This is a genomic window from Arthrobacter sp. TB 26, from assembly GCF_000427315.1.
Classification (GTDB): Bacteria; Actinomycetota; Actinomycetes; order Actinomycetales; family Micrococcaceae; genus Arthrobacter.
In genome coordinates this window covers 1-18,799 of sequence record NZ_AUPJ01000121.1, presented here as the reverse complement: position 1 = coordinate 18,799, position 18,799 = coordinate 1, and the positions used below count along the sequence as shown (strand labels likewise).

Annotated in this window: 13 protein-coding genes and 1 pseudogene (1 of these 14 cut by a window edge); 6 read left to right on the top strand and 8 right to left on the bottom strand. The window is 65.5% G+C overall.

The genetic code is table 11. The features are described 5' to 3' along the window. The 6 genes and pseudogenes from K789_RS22210 to K789_RS0103715 all read right to left on the bottom strand — a co-directional run. Nucleotides 1-575 (bottom strand): annotated as a pseudogene (locus K789_RS22210) (alpha/beta fold hydrolase); it reaches 368 nt to the left of the window's first position. A 60-nt stretch (nt 576-635) separates the two neighbouring features. Beyond that, entirely contained in the window at nt 636-1,721 is a 1,086-nt protein-coding gene (locus K789_RS0103730) for an alpha/beta hydrolase (RefSeq protein WP_237739508.1), read from the bottom strand. 65 nt (nt 1,722-1,786) lie between these two features. Further along, nucleotides 1,787-2,128, bottom strand: a complete 342-nt coding sequence (locus K789_RS26010) for a PEP-utilizing enzyme (RefSeq protein WP_237739507.1) — start codon at nt 2,126-2,128, stop codon at nt 1,787-1,789. 858 nt (nt 2,129-2,986) lie between these two features. Next, the gene (locus K789_RS26005; RefSeq protein ID WP_272943927.1) at nt 2,987-4,231 is read right to left on the bottom strand and encodes a PEP/pyruvate-binding domain-containing protein; all 1,245 of its coding nucleotides are present in this window, start codon (nt 4,229-4,231) and stop codon (nt 2,987-2,989) included. Nucleotides 4,232-4,523: 292 nt separating this feature from the next. Then, on the bottom strand, nt 4,524-4,880 hold the full coding sequence (locus K789_RS0103720; RefSeq protein WP_237739506.1) for a hypothetical protein: 357 nt from the start codon (nt 4,878-4,880) through the stop codon (nt 4,524-4,526). Between the two features lie 81 nt (nt 4,881-4,961). Beyond that, entirely contained in the window at nt 4,962-6,017 is a 1,056-nt protein-coding gene (locus K789_RS0103715; RefSeq protein ID WP_024365586.1) for a zinc-dependent alcohol dehydrogenase family protein, read from the bottom strand. Between the two features lie 192 nt (nt 6,018-6,209). On the opposite strand from K789_RS0103715, the gene K789_RS0103710 reads away from it, so the two are divergent. From K789_RS0103710 to K789_RS0103685, 6 genes are all read left to right on the top strand, one after another. Beyond that, the gene (locus tag K789_RS0103710) at nt 6,210-7,067 is read left to right on the top strand and encodes a 3-hydroxyacyl-CoA dehydrogenase family protein (RefSeq protein WP_024365585.1); all 858 of its coding nucleotides are present in this window, start codon (nt 6,210-6,212) and stop codon (nt 7,065-7,067) included. Nucleotides 7,068-7,348: 281 nt separating this feature from the next. Beyond that, nucleotides 7,349-9,277 (top strand): hydantoinase/oxoprolinase family protein, encoded by a 1,929-nt coding sequence (locus K789_RS0103705; RefSeq protein WP_024365584.1) that lies wholly within the window; start codon nt 7,349-7,351, stop codon nt 9,275-9,277. A 49-nt stretch (nt 9,278-9,326) separates the two neighbouring features. After that, nucleotides 9,327-9,767, top strand: a complete 441-nt coding sequence (locus tag K789_RS0103700; RefSeq protein WP_237739505.1) for an acetone carboxylase subunit gamma — start codon at nt 9,327-9,329, stop codon at nt 9,765-9,767. 27 nt (nt 9,768-9,794) lie between these two features. After that, nucleotides 9,795-11,921, top strand: coding sequence for a hydantoinase/oxoprolinase family protein (locus K789_RS0103695; RefSeq protein WP_024365582.1), 2,127 nt, complete (start codon nt 9,795-9,797; stop codon nt 11,919-11,921). A 63-nt stretch (nt 11,922-11,984) separates the two neighbouring features. Beyond that, entirely contained in the window at nt 11,985-14,351 is a 2,367-nt protein-coding gene (locus K789_RS0103690) for a hydantoinase B/oxoprolinase family protein (RefSeq protein ID WP_024365581.1), read from the top strand. A 122-nt stretch (nt 14,352-14,473) separates the two neighbouring features. Continuing rightward, nucleotides 14,474-15,295, top strand: coding sequence for a hypothetical protein (locus K789_RS0103685; RefSeq protein WP_029704430.1), 822 nt, complete (start codon nt 14,474-14,476; stop codon nt 15,293-15,295). An 11-nt stretch (nt 15,296-15,306) separates the two neighbouring features. Here the strand turns inward: K789_RS0103685 and K789_RS0103680 are convergent, their stop codons facing one another. Continuing rightward, nucleotides 15,307-18,117, bottom strand: a complete 2,811-nt coding sequence (locus K789_RS0103680; RefSeq protein WP_024365579.1) for a LuxR C-terminal-related transcriptional regulator — start codon at nt 18,115-18,117, stop codon at nt 15,307-15,309. 207 nt (nt 18,118-18,324) lie between these two features. Further along, a partial coding sequence (locus K789_RS0103675; protein ID WP_024365578.1) for a thiolase C-terminal domain-containing protein occupies nt 18,325-18,799 on the bottom strand: 475 nt, incomplete at its 5' end.

Genomic DNA, 18,799 nt, shown 5'->3' with positions numbered 1-18,799 from the left:
CCGCTGAAGCGGCCGATGCGCTGGACCCCGCGGAAGCTCTGCCCCGGCTCGGGCGGGCAGCTGAGCAGGGTGAGGCTCCGGAACTTGTCCGGACGCCGGGTGAAGGCCAGCTGGGCGACGATCGCGGCGAAGGAATACCCGACGACGTGCGCGGCACCTTCTTCGGCGTCGAGCATGGCGATCAGGTCATTGGTGAAGAGGTCGTAGTCGTAGTGGGCGCGGGGAGGCGAGAGGTTTTCGGGACCCGCCGCGGCGGAGTCGTACTGGCCGGCAATGTCGTAGCTCAGGACAAAATACCCTGCCGCGGCCAGTTCGGGCAGCATCAGGACAAAGTCTTCCTTGGAGCCCGTGGCCCCGGGGACCAGGAGTACCCGAGGGTTTCCGGGTGTGCCCATGGAGAGGGTGGCGAGTGGTCCGCTGGGGGCATCGAACGTGCCCCGGACAGCGCCGTCGGGCACAGCGGCCCAGTCGACGTCGCCCAGGGCGGCATCCCGGCGGGCGGCTTCGTCAATCAGCGCCGATCCGAACCCCTCGGGTTCCGGATCGTTCTGTGCGTTGCTGTCGGCAGACACCATGGACTAAACATAGCCCCGCGCGGGTGCGGCAGGGGCTCGATCCGGCCGGGGTGGCGTTGCTCAGGCTACCTTGCGCACGAAGGCATGGAGCCGGCGGTACACTTCCTGCGATTCCGGGTAGCGGAAGTTCTGCTGCCAGGTGTGTTCGGTATTGGAGCTGTCCCAGCCGTAGATGAGGCTGTCCACAGGGACGGAATGTTCGCGCAGCCGGGCAATGAAGTTCATGTTGGCGGCGTAGAAGAAGTCCCGTTCCGACGTGGTGACAAAGACCGGCGGGAAACGGGAATCCAGCCATTCAATGGGGGAGAGGAAACCTGCGCCTTTGCGGAGGGCCTCCAGCCGGCTGGGTCCGGAACCGACGTTCCTTCCACCGGAGCGGAGGCCGGGCAGCAGCATGCGGATGAAGTTCAGGCTCAGCACGAAGCCCTTGTCGAAGAAGACGGAGAAGTCCACCACACTGCAGTGCTGGACCAGGCCCTTGAAGTCGGACGCAGGAACGGCCGGGGTCAGGCCGTGGTGCCGTGCCAGTTCCGGCCGGAAGCTGGCTGCGGTCAGGAGGGCCGCGATCTGGCCGCCGGCGGAGTCGCCGCCGAGCACGATCCGCGACGCGTCGCCGCCATAGCCGGCGATGTTCTGCCGGACCCAGGCAAGTGCGGCGTTGGCGTCCGCCAGGACGTGGGCCATATGGAAACGGGGGGCCTTCCGGTAGTTCACGTTGACCACCACCATGCCGCCCTGGGCCTGGCTCGCGCAGTACTTGGTCAGGGAGGCCTTGTCCCCGGACGTCCAGCCGCCGCCGTGGAAGTACACGTAGACGGGCAGCGGCGCCGGACCGGAACCGGTTGCATCGGAGCCTGCTGCGGTGCCGGCGGGCATATGGGGGGTGATCACGTCGAGGCGGTGCGCCCGGATGCCGTCGCCCACAAAATCGATGTCGTGGAAATACTCGACGCCGGTAATCGGATCGACGTTGAAGCGGGAGTTCTCGCTGGCCTTCACAGAGTGCATCAGCACCCGCCACGTCCACACCGGAACCCGCCGCAGGACGTTCCGTGCCTTGCGGGCCAGGGCGAAGGTGCCGCCGGACTGTTGCGGCTGTTGAACGGACGACTCGTGGTGCGTTGGCTGGTAGGCCGGTGTGGTCATGGTCCAATTCTATCTGGCACAACTGTGCTACAGCTGTGAGGCCAGCCTGCCCTGCGTCGCCGCGGTCACGGCTCCACCCTGATCGTGCCGGCGGCGCCGTCGACCGTGACCGTCTGCCCGGTCCGCAGCCGCGTGGTGGCGTCCGGGACGCCCACGACGGCCGGGATACCGTACTCACGCGCCACCACGGCCCCGTGCGAGATGACTCCGCCCATCTCCATGACGAGTGCGCCGGCCGTCAGGAACAGCGGGGTCCAGCCGGGGTCCGTCGACGGGGCCACCAGGATGTCGCCGGGCTCCAGGTGGGCGCCGACCGGGTCCAGGATCACCCTGACCCGGCCGGTGGCGGTGCCCGCCGACGCCGGGGTCCCGGTCACGGCACCGGACGCCGGCGACTTCGCCATCATGGCGGCCTCGACGTCCGTGCCGTCGGACAGCAGCAGCCGGGGGATACGCCGTCGTCGCAGTTCAACGTCGTACAGCCGACGGCGGTCCGCGACGATACCGTGCAGGTCCGCGCCGCGCAGGCCCACCCGGATCTCGTCGAAGTCGAGGAAGAACACGTCATCGGCGGCCGCGATGGNCCCGCCGAGACCATGTCCGCGCCGATCCGCACAAGCTGCCGGTGCATCTCGCCGAGCACCACCACAATGTAGAACTTGGGCAGTTCGCGCAGTCCCGCCAGCTGCCGCACACGGCGCAAGCTAAGCTCCAGTGCCCGGGCGCGCCAGGGGCTCCGGACCCGTGTCCGGTCCACCAGGCTGCGGATCCGGTCCTCCGCATGTTCGGCAGCCCGGGCGAACTGCCGGTCGGGAGCCTGTTCCGGATCCTCGACGCGGAGGTAGTTGGAGATCATGCCAAGGATGTGGTCGGGCTTCTCGGCCCAGCGGGGCATGCCGAGGTCAATCTCCGCCACGGCGCGGTGTCCGTAGCGGGCCAGGAAGCCGCGCACCCCGGCCTGGGCTTGCGGCGGGAGCTTCCCGGCGAGGTATTCGGCGGACAACTCCTCGGGACGTTTCGCCAGGAACTCCCCGCGCGAGACGGGGTCGTCTCCGATGGAAACGGCGAGCTGCCAGAGTTCCAGGTCCATCTCGGTTGTGATGTTGTGCGGGAGCCCGCGCAGGACAGCTTCCAGCTCCCGGGGCGGGGCGATGCCGCGCAGCAGCCGGCGGGCCACGGCCAGCATGATGTAGCCGGCGGAGGGCCCCGGCAGGGTGGCCTGGATCAGCCCGTTAATGGTCCGGTCGAGGATGTGCCGGGTGTAGTCAAGCCGCTGGACGGAGCNCGGGTTCGGCGAGCGAGAGCTGGGATTCAAGCTGTTTCCCGTACTTCTTCGCCCGGCGCAGCTCAGCAGCGGGACGGAAAGCGGGCCGGAGCATGGCGGGAATGAGCCGCACGATGAGGCCGAGGCTGGCCGTTTTCTCGGTGCTTCCTGTGCGCCGGGGCGGTTGCGGGAGGCTTCGTTTGGCCCCGGCGTTGCGGAGGGATTGCAGGAGCGGGCGCTCGATAATGCCGAACCTCGGATCCTCGAGCAGCGCGGGTAGCACGGCCCCGGACCTGCCGTCCGCAAGGGGGAGCATCCGCAGCAGATAGGCGCGGCCGGACTTGTTGCGGACCACTGCTGTGAGGTCCACGAACATCCGCAGCCCGGGGTTGACATACCGCCAGGGTCCTTTGCTGTTCCGCATCAGCTCGAGGACGGCCAGCCCCATCGGCGTGATCGGCCGGGTCAGGCCCTGGAACAGGGTGCCGCACAAATACACCCGGGTTGGGGCCGCTGCGCCGGCTGCGGCGTCTTCGGGCGCGGGCTCAGGCAGCGGATATAGCGTCGTGATCGGGCGCGACTGGGTGAGCCAGACCTTGCCGCCGGCGTCGATCGCCCATTCGATGTCCTGCGGCGCCCCGAAAAGGCGCTGGACGCGGTCTCCCAGCGCCGTGAGTTCCTGCAGCTGGGGCCCGCTCAGGCCCGGGCTCCGTCCGGGTTGCCTTCCGCCCGGCGTCCGCGCCCTTACCTTGGCGGAAGCTGTCTCCAGCACGAACTGGTCCGGGTTGACGGCTCCCGAGACCACGGCCTGCCCCGAGCCCGGGCTCGCGTTGATGACCGTCTCCGTCCGGGTGCCGGTGACGGGATTTGCGGTGAACAGCACCCCTGCCGTGGCGGCGTCGACCATGGCCTGGACGACGACGGCGAGCCCGACATCGCGGTTGCTGATCCCGTTCGCGGACCGGTACGCCACCGCCCGGTCGCTCCAGAGGGACGCCCAGCAGCGCCGGACCGCCTCCACCACGGCGTCGGCGCCTACCACGTCGAGGTAGGAGTCCTGCTGGCCCGCGAAACTGGCGAATGGCAGATCCTCCGCCGTGGCCGAGGAACGGACTGCCACCGGCAGGGTTCCGCCCATTCCCGCGTAGGCAGCGCGGATGGCGGCATCCACCGCGGGCGGTATCGGCGTCTCCCCGATCAACGCCCTGGTCCGCCCGGCAACTGTGCCCAGGGCCGCCGCGTCCACGCCGGCTTCTGTGACGTCGNNNNCCCGCCGCGTGCAGCCCTGCGCCAAACCCGACCGCGTCGAGCTCGGCCGCGAGGGCGCCCAGCCCGGGCGGTGCCGCCAGTGCGTAGGCGACAGTGGTCAGGCAGAATCCGCGCGGCACCGGCAACCCGGCCGCCACGAGTTTGCCGAGGTTGAGGGCCTTGCCCCCCACGAGCTGCAGGGGAACAGTGCCTGTCCCGCCGAGGTCCAGCACAAGAGGTTCAACGGTCTGCGCGGACGGTTGATCAAGTGCAGAGTCCATGGCCGGCCCCTACGGAAGGTCCGCTGGAGTGCCGGTGTCCTCCCACATCACGTCCAGGTTGCGGAACACCGGCGGCCCGTCGCAGAGGGCCTCCATCCGTGCGGCGAAGTCGGAGGTCTCGGGCCGGACGGAGTTCTCCATCGCCGAGTCGTAGGAATCGAACTCGACAATGGTGAGATACGTTCCGGGTCGGTCGCGGTCCGCGCTGGCCAGGATCCGGCGGAAGGTGGGCGCTGTGCTTCCCTCGGTCCTGGACGGCCGGCCCAGGGCCTCAATTTCCTCGATGCGGGAGGTCTGGAACTCAATGATCTGCACGAACCTGGCCATGACGGCTCCTCGACGGCGGCGGATGCTGATGCGCTTCACGCTAGACCCAGCGCCTTAGCAGGACAAGAGCCAGCACAAGAGACCCGGCAACTTCCCTGCCCGCCACCGTCGGGAGTGCCGTCAGGGGGTCAGCAGGACCTTGATGGCACGCCGTTCGTCCATGGCACGGTAGGCCTCCGGGGCTTCCTCCAGCGGCATCACGACGTCGAAAACCCGGCCCGGATTGATGGTGCCGTCGAGGACGTCCGCCAGCAGTTCGGGGATGTAGGTCCGGGCCGGGGCCATGCCGCCGCCGATGGAAATGTTCGTGTCGAAGAGGTAGCGCAGCGGGACCTCGCTGCCGCCGGTGGGGACGCCGACAAAGCCCAGCGCGCCGCCTGGGCGTGTGCTGTGCAGCGCCTGGTCCATGGATTCCTTGGTCCCGACGCACTCCAGCACGGAATCGGCCAGGACCCCGCCGAGGAGTTCGCGGACTTTGGTGACGCCGTCGTCCCCACGCTCTTCCACGATGTCGGTGGCGCCGAATTCCCGGGCGATGGCCTGCCGGTCGGCATGGCGGGACATGGCGATGATCCGTTCCGCCCCGAGCCGCTTGGCAGCCAGCACCCCGCAGAGTCCGACGGCGCCGTCGCCCACCACCACGACGGTCCGGCCCGGGCCGACCTTCGCGGCGAGGGCCGCGTGGTGGCCGGTGGCCATCACATCGGACAGTGTGAGCAGGCTCTTCCTGAGAGCATCGTCGGGCTCCGTGATTCCGGGAACTTTGACCAGTGTGGAGTCGGCCAGCGGGACGCGGACCGCCTGGCCCTGGCCGCCGTCGATCGCGTGGCCGGTGTCGTCCTTGCCGCCCCAGCCGGCGAGATGGTCACAGGCAACGGTGACACCGTTGAGGCACTGGGGGCAGGCCCCGCAGCTGACCACAAACGGTGCGATCACGAGGTCGCCGACGGCGAGGCTGGTAATCCCGGAGCCGACGCTCTCCACGGTGCCGATGAACTCGTGTCCGATCGCGGTGGGCCGGCGGGTTGGCCGCACGCCCCGGTAGGGCCACAGGTCGGAGCCGCAGACGCAGGACGCCGTGACTTTCACGACGACGTCGGTGGGCAGCTGGACGGTGGGGTAGTCACGGTCTTCGACCCGGATATCACCGGGGGCGTGGATGATGGTGGCGCGCATGAAGGCTCCTCAAGTTGCGGCTGGGCAGGCTTGGACCGAGTTTAGAACACTTGCCTGATCTGCGGTTCGGCCCTTGTGCTTGCCGCCGTCCCTGCCCTTCTATTGATCGCAAAGCACTGATGGCCAAGGGCACCAGTACGAACGCATCAGCCTGGCCGCTGCATCGTCGGCAGCCTCCCGAAAGGAACTGACATGACCTACACGCTCCCCGCCAACATCCCGGGCCGGCCCATGACCGTCATCGGCGGCGGAACCCTGGGCCGGCGCATCGCCTTGATGCTTTCGCTCCAGGGCGCCGAAGTGCGCGTCTACGACACAGACCTTGCCGTGGCCAAGGCCGCGATCGAATACATCGCCACGCAGCGCCACCGCGCCGTGGAAGAGCTTGGCGGCAGCCCGGCCGTCCGGCTCGCGGCGAGGGACAATCTCGCGGAGGCCCTCCGGGATTCGTGGCTCGTGGTCGAAGCGGTCCCCGAGAAGCTTGGCCTCAAGCAGGCGATCTTCGCTGACCTGGACCAGCTGGCCGCCCCGGACGCCGTCCTCGCCAGCAATTCTTCCTCGTTTTCCTCCTCCGAGTTCATTGGGGGAGTCAGCAGCCCGGAGCGCGTCCTGAACATGCACTTCTACATGCCGCCGGACGTGCGATCGGTGGAGCTGATGTCCAGCGGCCACACCGATCCGCGGATTATCGAACTGCTTATGGCCGAGCTGCCCAAGTACGCGCTGGTCCCGCACCGGGTGCGCAAGCAGAGTACCGGCTTCATCCTCAACAGGATCTGGGCAGCCATCAAGCGCGAATCGCTCCTGGTGGTGGCCGAGGGAGTGGCGGAGCCGCAGGACGTGGACGCCCTGTTCGCCGACCTCTTCAAATCCGAAACCACTCCATTCCGGTTCATGGACGAGGTGGGACTGGATATCGTCCTGGACATCGAGAACCACTACTGCGAGCTGGCCGGAATCGAAAACAAATCGGCCCCCATGCTGGAGGAATACATCGCCAAGGGCTGGCTGGGGGTCAAGAGCGGCCGCGGCTTTTACAACTACGCCTGACCCCAACGCGACCCCAACGCGACCCCAACGCGGGGTCAGATACGGCCCATTCCGACGTCCGGCATGGGCTGTATCTGACCCCGCGTTGCTTTATGCCCCAGGTCCACCACCCCACCCGGGTAGTCGCCCTGGCCCCGAATAGTCCACCCGGTCAGGTGGTTGCGGGCCACTCCGGCTGCTGAGCCACACTGAGACCAGTCCTCAATGTGGCTTGGATCACAGTAGCAAGTTGAGGAATTCGCCGCTGGTGTCACCGCGCCTCAACATACAAAGGAGTATCAATGGAACGGCTCATTAACATCGACAACGGTGGGACGCTGACCGATATCTGCGTCTGGGACGGTGAGAATTTTTCGTTCACGAAGACTCTCACGACGCCCTTTGACCTCTCCCAGTGTCTCTTCGACGGCATGGCCAAAGCTTCCAAGGAAATCTTCGGCGAAGAGGATCTCCCCGGGCTTCTGCACTCGACCCGTCACATCCGGTACTCCACCACCCAGGGGACAAATGCCCTCGTGGAGCGCAAGGGGCCCCGGATCGGCATCCTCACGGACAGCCCCACGCTGGCCGGCGAGCTCCGCAAGGGCGGGGCGGCCGCTGAGCTGTTTGAAGACCTCGTCGGCACGCGGGTGGCAGTCATCCACGCCGACCAGGACGTGGAAGATCTCGCCCAGGAAATTGTGAAGCACGTCAACCGGCTGACGACCGACGGCGCCGCACGGCTGGTCATCGCCATGGCCGACCGCAACAAGGAGAAGGCCGTCAAAGGCGTTCTGCTCCGGAAGTTCCCCCGCCACCTGCTGGGCTCGGTGCCCATGTTGTTCTCCTGGGAATTCACGCCCGACACCGTCCAGGCCCGCCGGGTGTGGTCCGGAATCATCAACTCCTTCCTGCATCCCACCATGGAGCGGTTCCTCTACAGCACCGAGCACCGGCTGCGGGACCATAAGGTCAAGAACCCGCTCCTCATCTACCGCAACGACGGAGCTTCGTCACGGGTGGCCAAGTCCGTCGCGTTGAAGACCTACTCTTCAGGTCCGCGCGGCGGGCTGGAAGGAACCAAGGCCCTGTCGGAGGCGTATGGACTCGCGCACGTTCTGATGATCGACGTCGGCGGCACCACCACGGACGTCGGCTCGGTCAAGAACTCGACCATCTCGACGGACCGCAGGGGCTCCATCCAGGGAGTCCCGGTGTCATTCGAGATGAGCAACGTCCACTCCAGCGGCGTGGGAGGCAGTTCCGTCATTGCCCTTCGCCACGGCGTGATTACCGTCGGTCCCGAGAGCGTCGGAGCGGCGCCCGGTCCTGCTTGTTTTGGCTTTGGCGGCAAGCAGGCCACTATCACGGACGTAAACCTGCTGCTCGGCGTGCTCGATCCGGACACCTACCTCGATGGAGGTTTCAGCCTGGACGCGGAACGCTCCCGTGCCGTCATCACCGAAGTCATCGCAGAACCTTTGGGAATCACCCTGAATGACGCCCTGATCCGGATGGAGGCCGCCTACTTCGAACGCATGTCGCAGTCCTTCGCCGCCGACGTCGAGGCTGCGGACGCGACAACAGTCGCTGCGTTCGGAGGTGCCGGACCGATGAGCGCCTGCGGTGCCGCGCGGATCGCAGGCGTCCGCCGTGTCCTGGTGCCCAAGATGGCCGCGGTCTTCTCAGCCTTCGGAATCGGTTTTTCCGACATTGCGCAGACCTACGAGGCGAATGTCGCGGGAATGGACGCGGAAAACTTCGGCGCAACCAAGGCGACGCTGCTGGCCCGCGCGGCGCGGGACATGTTCCAGGAGGGCCACGAAATTGACGAATGCCGGCTCGAATGGAACGTGGTGCTGGAAGACGCGGAAGGCCAGCTGGTGTCCGAGTTGCCGTACCTGGCTTCCGATCCGCAGCCCGGCACCAGCGGACATAACACCATGCTGACCCTGACAGCCCGGTACGAACTCCCGCACGCATCCATCCGGCCTGCCGAAACAGTGGCGAAGACCCCCGCCGTCGCCGCCTCCACCCGAAAGGTCCGCTCCGCCGTGGACAAGGTGGACGAGGTTCAGGTCTTCGACTTGGACAGCCAAACGGCCGGGGCTTCGGCGGCCGGCCCCGCAATCGTCGAAGGCCCCTACTTCACGGCCCGGGTGCCGCATGGCTGGGTCTTCGACGTGACGGTCTCAGGGGACCTCATGCTCACAGACACCCTCCAGAAGTGACCCCAAACTACCAGCAAGAAAACAGGTGAGACACGCTATGCGAATTCCAATGACGGAATATCTGATCATCGATCTCGACACCGAACGGTGGAACTGCAAGGTCTGCAACCAGGACCTCGGCGAGGCCAGAGGCAACTACAAGGAGGGGACACTGGTCTACGACCGGGACCCCACGGAAATCCACCAGTCGATCCTGGACCCGGAGAAGTACGAATTCACGTTCGCTCCGGACCCCACATTCTGCCGGATTCTCGAGTTCTACTGCCCGGGTTGCGGGACACAGCTGGAAACGGAGTACGTACCGCCGGGACACCCGCCCACAGTGGACATGCTGTGGGACATCGACTCGCTCCGCGAAACCTGGATCAAGCGGGGCACCAAGCCTGAAACCGTCATCAACTACGGACCAGGCGAAGAGGCGGTCGCCGATTTCACCCCGGCACTCGGCTCGTACAACACCCACAACCATTCCCCCCATTCGTTCAGCTAGTACTTGAAATAAAGGAGACCACTGGTCATGAAACGAATCTCCGTCGACATCGGCGGCACATTTACGGACTGCTTTTTTGCCTGGGAAGACCAGTACGTTGAAGCAAAGGCGCTCACAACGCACCACAACCTGGCCCAAGGCTTCAATGAAGCACTCGACCTCGCCTGCTCACGCGCCGGACTGGACCGGGACCTCGTCCTAAAGGAAGTCGACTCCGTCCGCTATGCCACCACCCTCGGCACCAACGCCCTGATCGAAGGCAAAGGCCCACGTGTGGGGGCGCTGGTCACCCACGGCTTCGAGGACACCATCCCGCTCTCCCGCGGCCGTGGCTACGGCGAAGGACTGGACCCTTCCAAGCAGCAGAACATGCCCGATGCCACCCGCCCGGACCCGCTTGTGCCCCGCGCCCTGATCCGGTCGGTGAAGGAGCGGATCAACTCGGCTGGCAAGGTGGTCGTTTCGCTGATGGAAGACGATGTCCGCACCCAGGTGCGCGAACTCGTGGACGCCGGAGCGGAAGCGATCGTGGTCTCCCTGGTCAACTCGACCGAGAACCCGGTCCATGAGCAGCAGATCCTGGAGATCATCCTGGACGAGTACCCGGCCCACGAGCTCGGAGCCATCCCCGTACTGTTGGGAAGCCAGGTTTCGGGACGAAAGGGCGAGTACGTCCGTGCGACGTCGACGATCGTGGACGCGTTCCTGCACGAGATCATGTTCCACGCGCTGGGGCAGCTGTCCAACAACCTGCGTACGTCCGGTTACGACAAGCCCATGCTTGTTATCCACAACTCGGGCGGTATGGCGCAGTCCAACTCGACGGATGCCCTGCAGACCATCCATTCCGGGCCCATCGCCGGCGTGGGCGCTGCCCAGCACCTGGCTAACAGCACCGGTCTGGGAAACGTGATTTCGACGGATATGGGCGGCACGTCCTTCGACATCGGCCTGGTCCCGGAAGGCGGCGTCAAGCACTACGACTTCCAGCCGACCATAGGCCGCTGGCTGGTATCGGTTCCCATGATCCACCTGCTGACGCTGGGTGCGGGAGGCGGTTCGATTGCCAGCTATGACCGCATCCACCACGCGGTCCAGATCGGGCCGGAATCGGCGGGTTCGGATCCGGGCCCCGCGTGCTACGACCGCGGCGGCCTCCGCCCCACAGTCACGGACGCCGACTTGGTCCTGGGGTACCTGGACCCGGACAACTACGCCAACGGCTACATCAAGCTGAACAAGAAGCGTTCCGCCTACGCCATCGACGAGGTCCTCGCTGATGACCTGAACATGGATACCATCCAGGTCGCCAAGATCATCAAGAATGCTGTCGACGAGCAGATGGCAATCGGAATGGCCAAAGAGCTGCGGGTCCGGGGATACCTTCCGGAAGACTTCACCATGCTGGCCTACGGCGGCAACGGCCCCCTGCACGCCTGTGGCATTGCCGATCACGCCGGCATCCGCAGGATCCTCGCGCCGCCGTTTTCCTCGGTATTCTCCGCCTGCGGCGCCGGCAACATGAAGCCACTCCACATCCACGAGCGCGGCTCCCATGTTGTGCTTTACAACCCCACTGACCGCAGCCTCTACCAAAACTACGACGAGCTGAACAATGTCATCCAGGAGCTGGAAGCGAAGGGCAAGGAAGACCTGATCCGCCAGGGGTACGACCCCGCCGACATCCGCTACAGCCTCGAGATGGACATGCGCTACGGGAACCAGCTGGTGACCACGGCCGTCGTTTTCGACATCAACCGCGTGAACGGCGTCGCCGACGTCCTTCACCTGATCCGGACGTTCTCGGATATCTATGGCAAGCGCTACGGTGCCGGCAGCCAGGCTCCCGAGGCTGGTATCCGGGCCCAGACCGTGCGGGTGTCGTCCTATGTGGACGGGGACGTGGTCAAATTCGATTCGATCGACTCCGGACACGACAGGACGATGCCCAGCCCGGTCGGCACCCGGCAGGTCCACTTCGTGAAGATCGACGGGGCCGTCGACACTCCGGTGTACGACGCCGAGGCCCTCCACCACCAACACGTCATCCACGGCCCGGCCATCGTCACCACCGAAAACACCACGTATCTGGTCGAACCGGGATGGCGCCTGGAACCGACATCCCAGGGAGCCGTGTGGTTCCTCAAAGACTGATCCCGTGCCTTACGGATTCCATCCAGACCTTCCAGCTCATCCCATTGAAGGAGCTCGACAGCAATGACGCTTACAGCAAATGAACGCAGCACCACCGGCGCAGCCGGAGATAAAGCCGGAGATAAAGCCGGAGATACAGCCGACGACGCTTCCCAGCCGCTGACTGCCCAGGAGCAGCAGTGGGTGGACCAATTTATGGACGAAACAACCCTGTTCCTCGGCCCGGACCCGGCCATCATGCGAAGCCACCAGATCACGTCCCGCTCCGCCTACGAGGAGGAGTGCATCTCCAAGGGCGTGGACCCGATCAAAGTGGACCGCATCCGCAAGCGCCTCGCCGGCGCCCTGGATGAGGGCTACGAAATGTGCGAGGCCATGGGTGCCGCTCCCGGCGCCAAATGGGGGGACCTGACGACGGCGATCTACACCGCCGAAGGGGACGTCACCTACCTGTCCTGCCACGGCGTGATCGCGTTCTCGGCGATCCTGCATCACCCCATCCGCTACATCATGAAGTACTGGAAGGACGAACCGACGGTGGGGATCAACCCCGGCGATGGGTTCATCCACAATGATGCCCGGTACGGAAACGTCCACAACACGGACCAGTCCATGATCATGCCGATCTTCCGCGAGGGAAAGATTATCGCCTGGGTCGCCGCGACCATTCACGAAGGCGAAAACGGGGCCTGCGAGCCCGGCGGAATGCCCTCGGGCTCCGAGACCCCGTTCGACGACGGACTCCGGATGTCCCCCTTCAAGATCGTTGAGAAGGGCGATCTGCGCCGGGACCTGCTGACGTTCCTGCAGCACTCAGTTCGCGACCCCAAGCTGCAGCTGGCCGACCTCAAGGTCAAGATCGGCGCCGTCCAGCGCATCCAGGAACGCGTCGACAGCATCATCGACGAAGTGGGGGTGGAGACCTTCGTCGCTGCCCTGCGCGTCACCGTTGAAGACGTCGAGCAGGAAGTCAAGCGCCGCATCAGTGAACTGCCGGACGGCACCGTGTCCTTCAACCAGTTCATGGACTCCACGCTCAAGGAGAACATCCTGATCAAGTTCGCCTGCAAGGTGACGGTCAAGGGTGACAAAATGACGGTGGACCTGAGGGGCACGGGTCCCGAAATCCTCAACAGGGCCATCAACTCCCCGCTGTGCTCGGTCAAGTCGATGATGATGCAGGCGATCCTGGCGTTCTGGTGGCCCGACCTGCCCCGCTGTACCTCGGCGATGTCGCCCATCGACATCATCTCCGATGAACACACGTGGGCCGACGCTGGTTACGACGCTCCGATGGGGCAGTCGCTGCAGGCATCGTTCCGGGGATTCTCTGCCCTGCAGACAGCCTTCGCCAAGATGCAGTTCTCCAACCCGGAGAAGTTCTCGAACGTCCTCGCTCCGTGGTTCAACCAGATCAACACCTTCCTGTGGGGAGGCCTGACCCAGCACGGCGATCAGGTGGGCAACCTGTGTGCCGACCTCAACGGCATGGGCGGCGGGGCCAAAGCATTCCGTGATGGTGAAGACGCCGTCTCACCGTTGTTCTGTGCCATGGCTGATACCGCTGAACAGGAAGTCATGGAGGAGGAAGTTCCTTTCATGCAGCTGGTCAGCAAGCGGATCGTCCGCGACAACCAGGGCTTCGGCAAGAACAGCGGCGGCATGGGCTACGAAATGATCGTTGCCGCCGAGGGAACACCGATGTGGGGCTTCATGACCGTCACCTCGGGATCCAAGTTCTCATCCGTCACGGGAATGTTCGGCGGCTACGGCTGCAGCACGACACCGCTGGCCATGGTCAAGGGCATCAACATCTACGACGTGATCCGCAAGGACTCCAGCAAATTCGATTTGTCCATGGAACGGATCATGAACGAGCAGCCTTACGAGGGCGGCAAATACACCACTTCCCATATGGGCCTGCAGTTCGACGTCGCCAAGGACGGCGAGATGTACATGATCGCCCAGGGCTCCGGCGGAGGGTACGGCGACGTTCTGGAACGTGATCCGGAAGCGGTGGCCAAGGATCTGGAACTCGGCCGCATCTCACCGAAGGTCGCCACCAGCATCTACGGCGTCGTCTGGGATCCTGAAACCTTCGTGGTGGACCAGGAGGCCACCACCCGGTTGCGCCACGACTCACGGCAGGCCCGGATCGCCCGCGGCAAGCCCTACAAGGAATTCCTCGAAGGCTACGTGAAATCCGAGCCCCCGAAGGACCTGCTCTACTACGGGTCCTGGGGCGACGACACCGAGGAGCTCACCGCCACCCACTTCACCAACAACGGACCGGAACGGGTCAAGGCGACCATCGACAAGCTGCCGCTGATCATGCTTCCGGACCGCAGGGAAGTCAAGATCAGCGCACTGGAGGACCGGATCCGCGAGCTCGAACTCAAGCACGGGGAAGTTGTCCACCGCAAGTCCTAGCCCGTCAGGGCACGTCCCGACCCGGGACGCAGCAACTCACGAACCCTTCAGCGCCGCATCCTCCCCTCCAGGACGGTGCGGCGCTGAAGGCCTTCATCAGCCAAAGTATGGAGAAAGACGTCATGACTACTTCCACTGCCACCACCCTCGCCAATGTTGTTGCCTCCCCTCCGTCGGGGCGGCCGAAAGCCGTGGTGTTCGACCACCACGAGTACGCAGCTTCCGTGATTCTTCGTGGCCGGCCCGTGCCCTGGGACAACGCCACCGCGTACGCGGCATTCTTCGCCCAGGCACAGGGGCTGCTCCGGCCGGACGTGGCGCTCCTGGACCTGAATCGGCTCCACGGTCACTTGATGACAGGCAACACCAGGCTCGAGACCGGCATGGCGGCCAGGTCCCGGACAGGTTTCGCGCTGAGGACGTTGCTGGGCGACGACGACCTCAATCGGGCGGTGCTCGACTTCGTTACCGTATTCGCCAAGACAGCCCGCCAGCCTGTGGTGCTGCGCATCCCGTCGCCGATGATGTGGCTCACCGGAACGCACCACTTCTCGGGCGCGGACGACACCAGCGGCCTCGACGCCGACAACGCCGAGAATGCCTCCATGTATGTCAGTGACTGGCTCCGGGCGTTTGCGGCGCTGCCAGTCGCGGGACTCTTGCTGGACAACCGAACGCCTGCAGGCGCGTCCCGCGGCGTGCACGTTCCGCTGGAGGCCTACACTCCGATTGCCAATCTGGCCGGCAACTACCGTTGGACGCTGGGGCAGCTCGACGACGATCAGGCGCGTCTGCACGGGGACCCCGCGGTTGGCGGCTATATTCCTGCCGGGTTCTGGCTGGAGTCGGACGTGGAACTCCCGGCCGCGGACTTCTACCTGGCCGACATCCCCAGCGCCGCTTCGCCCGAGGGCGTGTTGGCCAGACTGGAAACCTTGGGGTAACGGAACTCTGGTTACTTGGGCGGGAGTAGGTGCCGGCGCCGGGCCTCTACGACACAGGCCTTCCGGTCACTGACGCCGAGTGTGTTGAAGAGGCTCTTGAGATACCACTTGACGGTGTCGATGCCCAGATGCAGCTCCTGGGCGATTTCGCGGTTGGACCGTTCCTTCTCGACAAGGCGCAGGATCATCTGTTCGCGCTGCGACAAGCCTGGTTCCGGAACGGTGGTGCCCTCGCCCGTGGTGGGAAGGACCGTGTCTGGAGACCACCGGGCGTCCCGGTTGGTCTTGGCCTGGGAATCCAGCCGGATGAGGATACTGAGGAACCGCGGTAACTCGTGGCTCCCCACCTCCGGGGAGGGCTCCCGCCGCAGCCTGGCTGAGATGGCGCGCACCAGATCCAGGCAGCCTGCGCCGCCATCGAGCACGGGCCGGACCAGGCCCAGCCGGGAACACGTTTCCAGGGCCGGCCAGAGCACCGTTTCGGCCTCCTCACGGTTGCCCGCCCGTTCAAGCGCGACCGCCAGCAGGATACGGGCATTCAGCTCTGCCCTCGGCCCCAAATAGGCTGCTGCCCGCGACAGCAAGCGGCGGGCACCTTCCACCGCGGCCAGTTGCCTGGGGGAAGCCGGTCCCTCATGCCCGGCGTCAGCCATGGCGGACCGCAGCTGCATGGTCAGCTGGATCTGGTGCTTGGTCTCGGCCAGCCCTTCCAGCCGCGGTCCGGTGCTGTCCGGAGCGTCCAAGGAAGTTGCCGCGCCCGGTCCGGCATGGTGGGGTTCGGCGTGGGTCGCCCGGGGGCCGATTCCCAACTGCACGCGTTCCAGATTCATGACCAGCCTAAGCCTGTCAAGGCCGAGGCTGTCGGCCACCAGATCGCCTTCGTCGAGTATTTCCCGGGCCCGTGGGGTGTCCCCCCGGAGTGCCTTTATTCTTGCCAGCGTGGCGTACGTGGACACCATGAAGTCCACCACCCCGCCTTCGGAACCCAGCTCGCGGGTTTCTTCCAGCAACTTCTCCGCTTTGTCGAGTTCGCCGCGTTCATAAAGGAGCTGGCCCATCATCGCTCCCGCCAGCCGCGCTGCATGTGAGTATCGCCCTGCCTTGCGCCGGCCGAGTTCCACGGCCGCGGTGAAGTGCTGGTCCACGCGGTCCAGATCGAGCAGGGCGTAGGCGGCAAGACCGGCAAAACAGTGTCCGTACACTCCGCTGAAGGGACCCGAGGTGAGGCCGTGGAACTTCGCGGCCCAGCGCTGTTGCTCCAAGGCGAGCGGGTAGTCGCCGTCGTGGATTTTCTTGAACGTTGACACGTTCGCTGCCACGGAGACGATCCAGGGCCGGAGCAGGTCCGCCTGGGCGAAGCACTTCTCGTCCAGTTCATCCACGTGATTTACTCTGTCGCCGTACATGTCGATGCAGCTCTGAACCACGAGGCCTTCGACGCCCAGTTCAAAACGGTCGTGTTCGGTCAGGGTCGCATCGGCGGGCATCACGGCTTCGGCCAGGTCCAGGGCACTCTGCGCCGCTGCAGATTGGTGAAGCAGGGTATGGGCCCAGGCGATCGCCGTCTGGAGCCGGGCCTGCCCGGCCACATGGTCAGCCGGAATCTTTCCGACAAGAGCCAGCAGGGTCGACATGCTGGAGTGTTCCACCAGCCACATGGCGCGGAATTCGACGATCTCCACCGCCAGCTCAACGTCTCCGGCGGCGAGGGCATGGTCCACTGCGTCGCTGGGGAATCCGTTTTCCGAATACCAGCGGGCGGCGACCAGGTTCAGTTCCTTGGTCCGGCCCGGGTAATCGCGCTCCAGACGGCGGCGCAGGTAGTCCTCAAACAGGTGGTGATAGCGGTACCACGTCCCGTCCTCGTCGAGCGGTTGCAGGAAAAGATCCTGTGCCTGGATCTTCTCGAGCATTGCCTGGCCCAGTTCCACCCCAGAGAGAGCGGACGCCAGTCCCGCGCACAGCCGTTCCGGAACCGAGGTCATCAGGAGGAAGTCCAGCGTTTCGGGGTCGAGGGTGTCGAGGACGTTTTCGGCGAGATATTCACCAATGGATGCGTGCCTGCCGGAGAGCCGTTCGATCAGTTCTGAGGCCTCGCGGTGGTCCCTGAGGGACAGGGAGACCAGTTGCAGCGCAGCGATCCAGCCCTCAGTCGTCCGGTGGAGGCTGGCCACGTCTCCCGCCTCCAGATCGAGCCGGTTGATGCCGACCAGGAAGTCCTGGGATTCGTCTTCATCAAACCTCAGCGCGACCGCGTCCACTTCGAGCAGCTGGTCCCGCACCATAAGCCGGCCCAGTGGCAGGCCCGAGCGGGTGCGGCTGGTGATGATGAACGACAGATGTGAGCCGCCGGCCTCCAGCAGCCGTTCCACTACCGCCCTGGTCCTGGGCTCCGTGACCAGGTGCCAGTCATCCAGGGTTATCACCATGTCCTCGCCGCCCTCATCGATAGCGTTGATAAGGGCGGGAACCACATACTGCTCAGCGTCGTCGGGGCGCTCCTCCAGCAATTGCTGCAGTTCCTCGTCAAGTCCGGGCCGGGCTTTGCGGATTGCCTGAAGCAGATGGGAAAGGAACCAGATGGTGTTGTTGTCGTCCCGGTCCAGGGACAACCAGACGGTAACGAGGCCCTGGGACGCAAGGTTTTCCATCCATTGGGCCGCCAGGGTCGACTTGCCAAAACCGGCCGGGGCGTGGATCAACGCAAGCCGCCGTTTCCGGTCCGAGTGGAGCATCTCGGTCAGCCGCGCGCGGTGGACCCACTGGCCAACCGGCTCGGGCGCGCGGAACTTGCTTGACGCACTGGGTGGTCCTGTCGGCATCCGCCACCTCCTTGTGGTCCGGCGGTCGCCGGGAACGCATTTGGCCCTCTGAAATCCTATGGGAACGGCGGCGCCAAAGACAGGTCTGACCAGCGGCCGCCCCTTCCCGCGGATTCCTGCCCCCGGCGCCCCCACCACAAGCAACGCGGGGTCAGATACGGTCCATCCAGCCATGAGGAATGGGCTGTATCTGACCCCGCGTTGGTTTTAGACGGCTTCGAGGACGCTGACGTAGTTGGCGATGCCGACGCCGCCCATGTTCTGCACGGCCGCGCGGCGGGCTGCGGGCAGTTGCATGCCGCCGGCGGTGCCGGTGAGCTGCATCGCCGCGATGACGTGCTGCGAGACACCGGTGGCGCCCACGGGGTGGCCCTTGGCCTTGAGCCCGCCGGAGACGTTGATGGGCAGCTTGCCGTCCTTGAAGACCCAGCCTTCCTCAATAGCGCGCGAGCCCTGGCCCGGTTCGGTCAGTCCCATGGCCTCGTACATCAGCAGTTCGGCGACGGTGAAGCAGTCATGCACCTCAGCGAAGTCCAGATCCTCCAGCCCGACGCCGGCCATCCCCAGCGCGCGCTGCCAGGAGGCCCGCGTCGCGGCGAAGGCGGTGGGATCGCGGCGCTCGGCCGGGAAGAAATCGTTGGCCTGGCCGAACCCGGCGAGCCGGACCGGGGCAGTGGCCCCG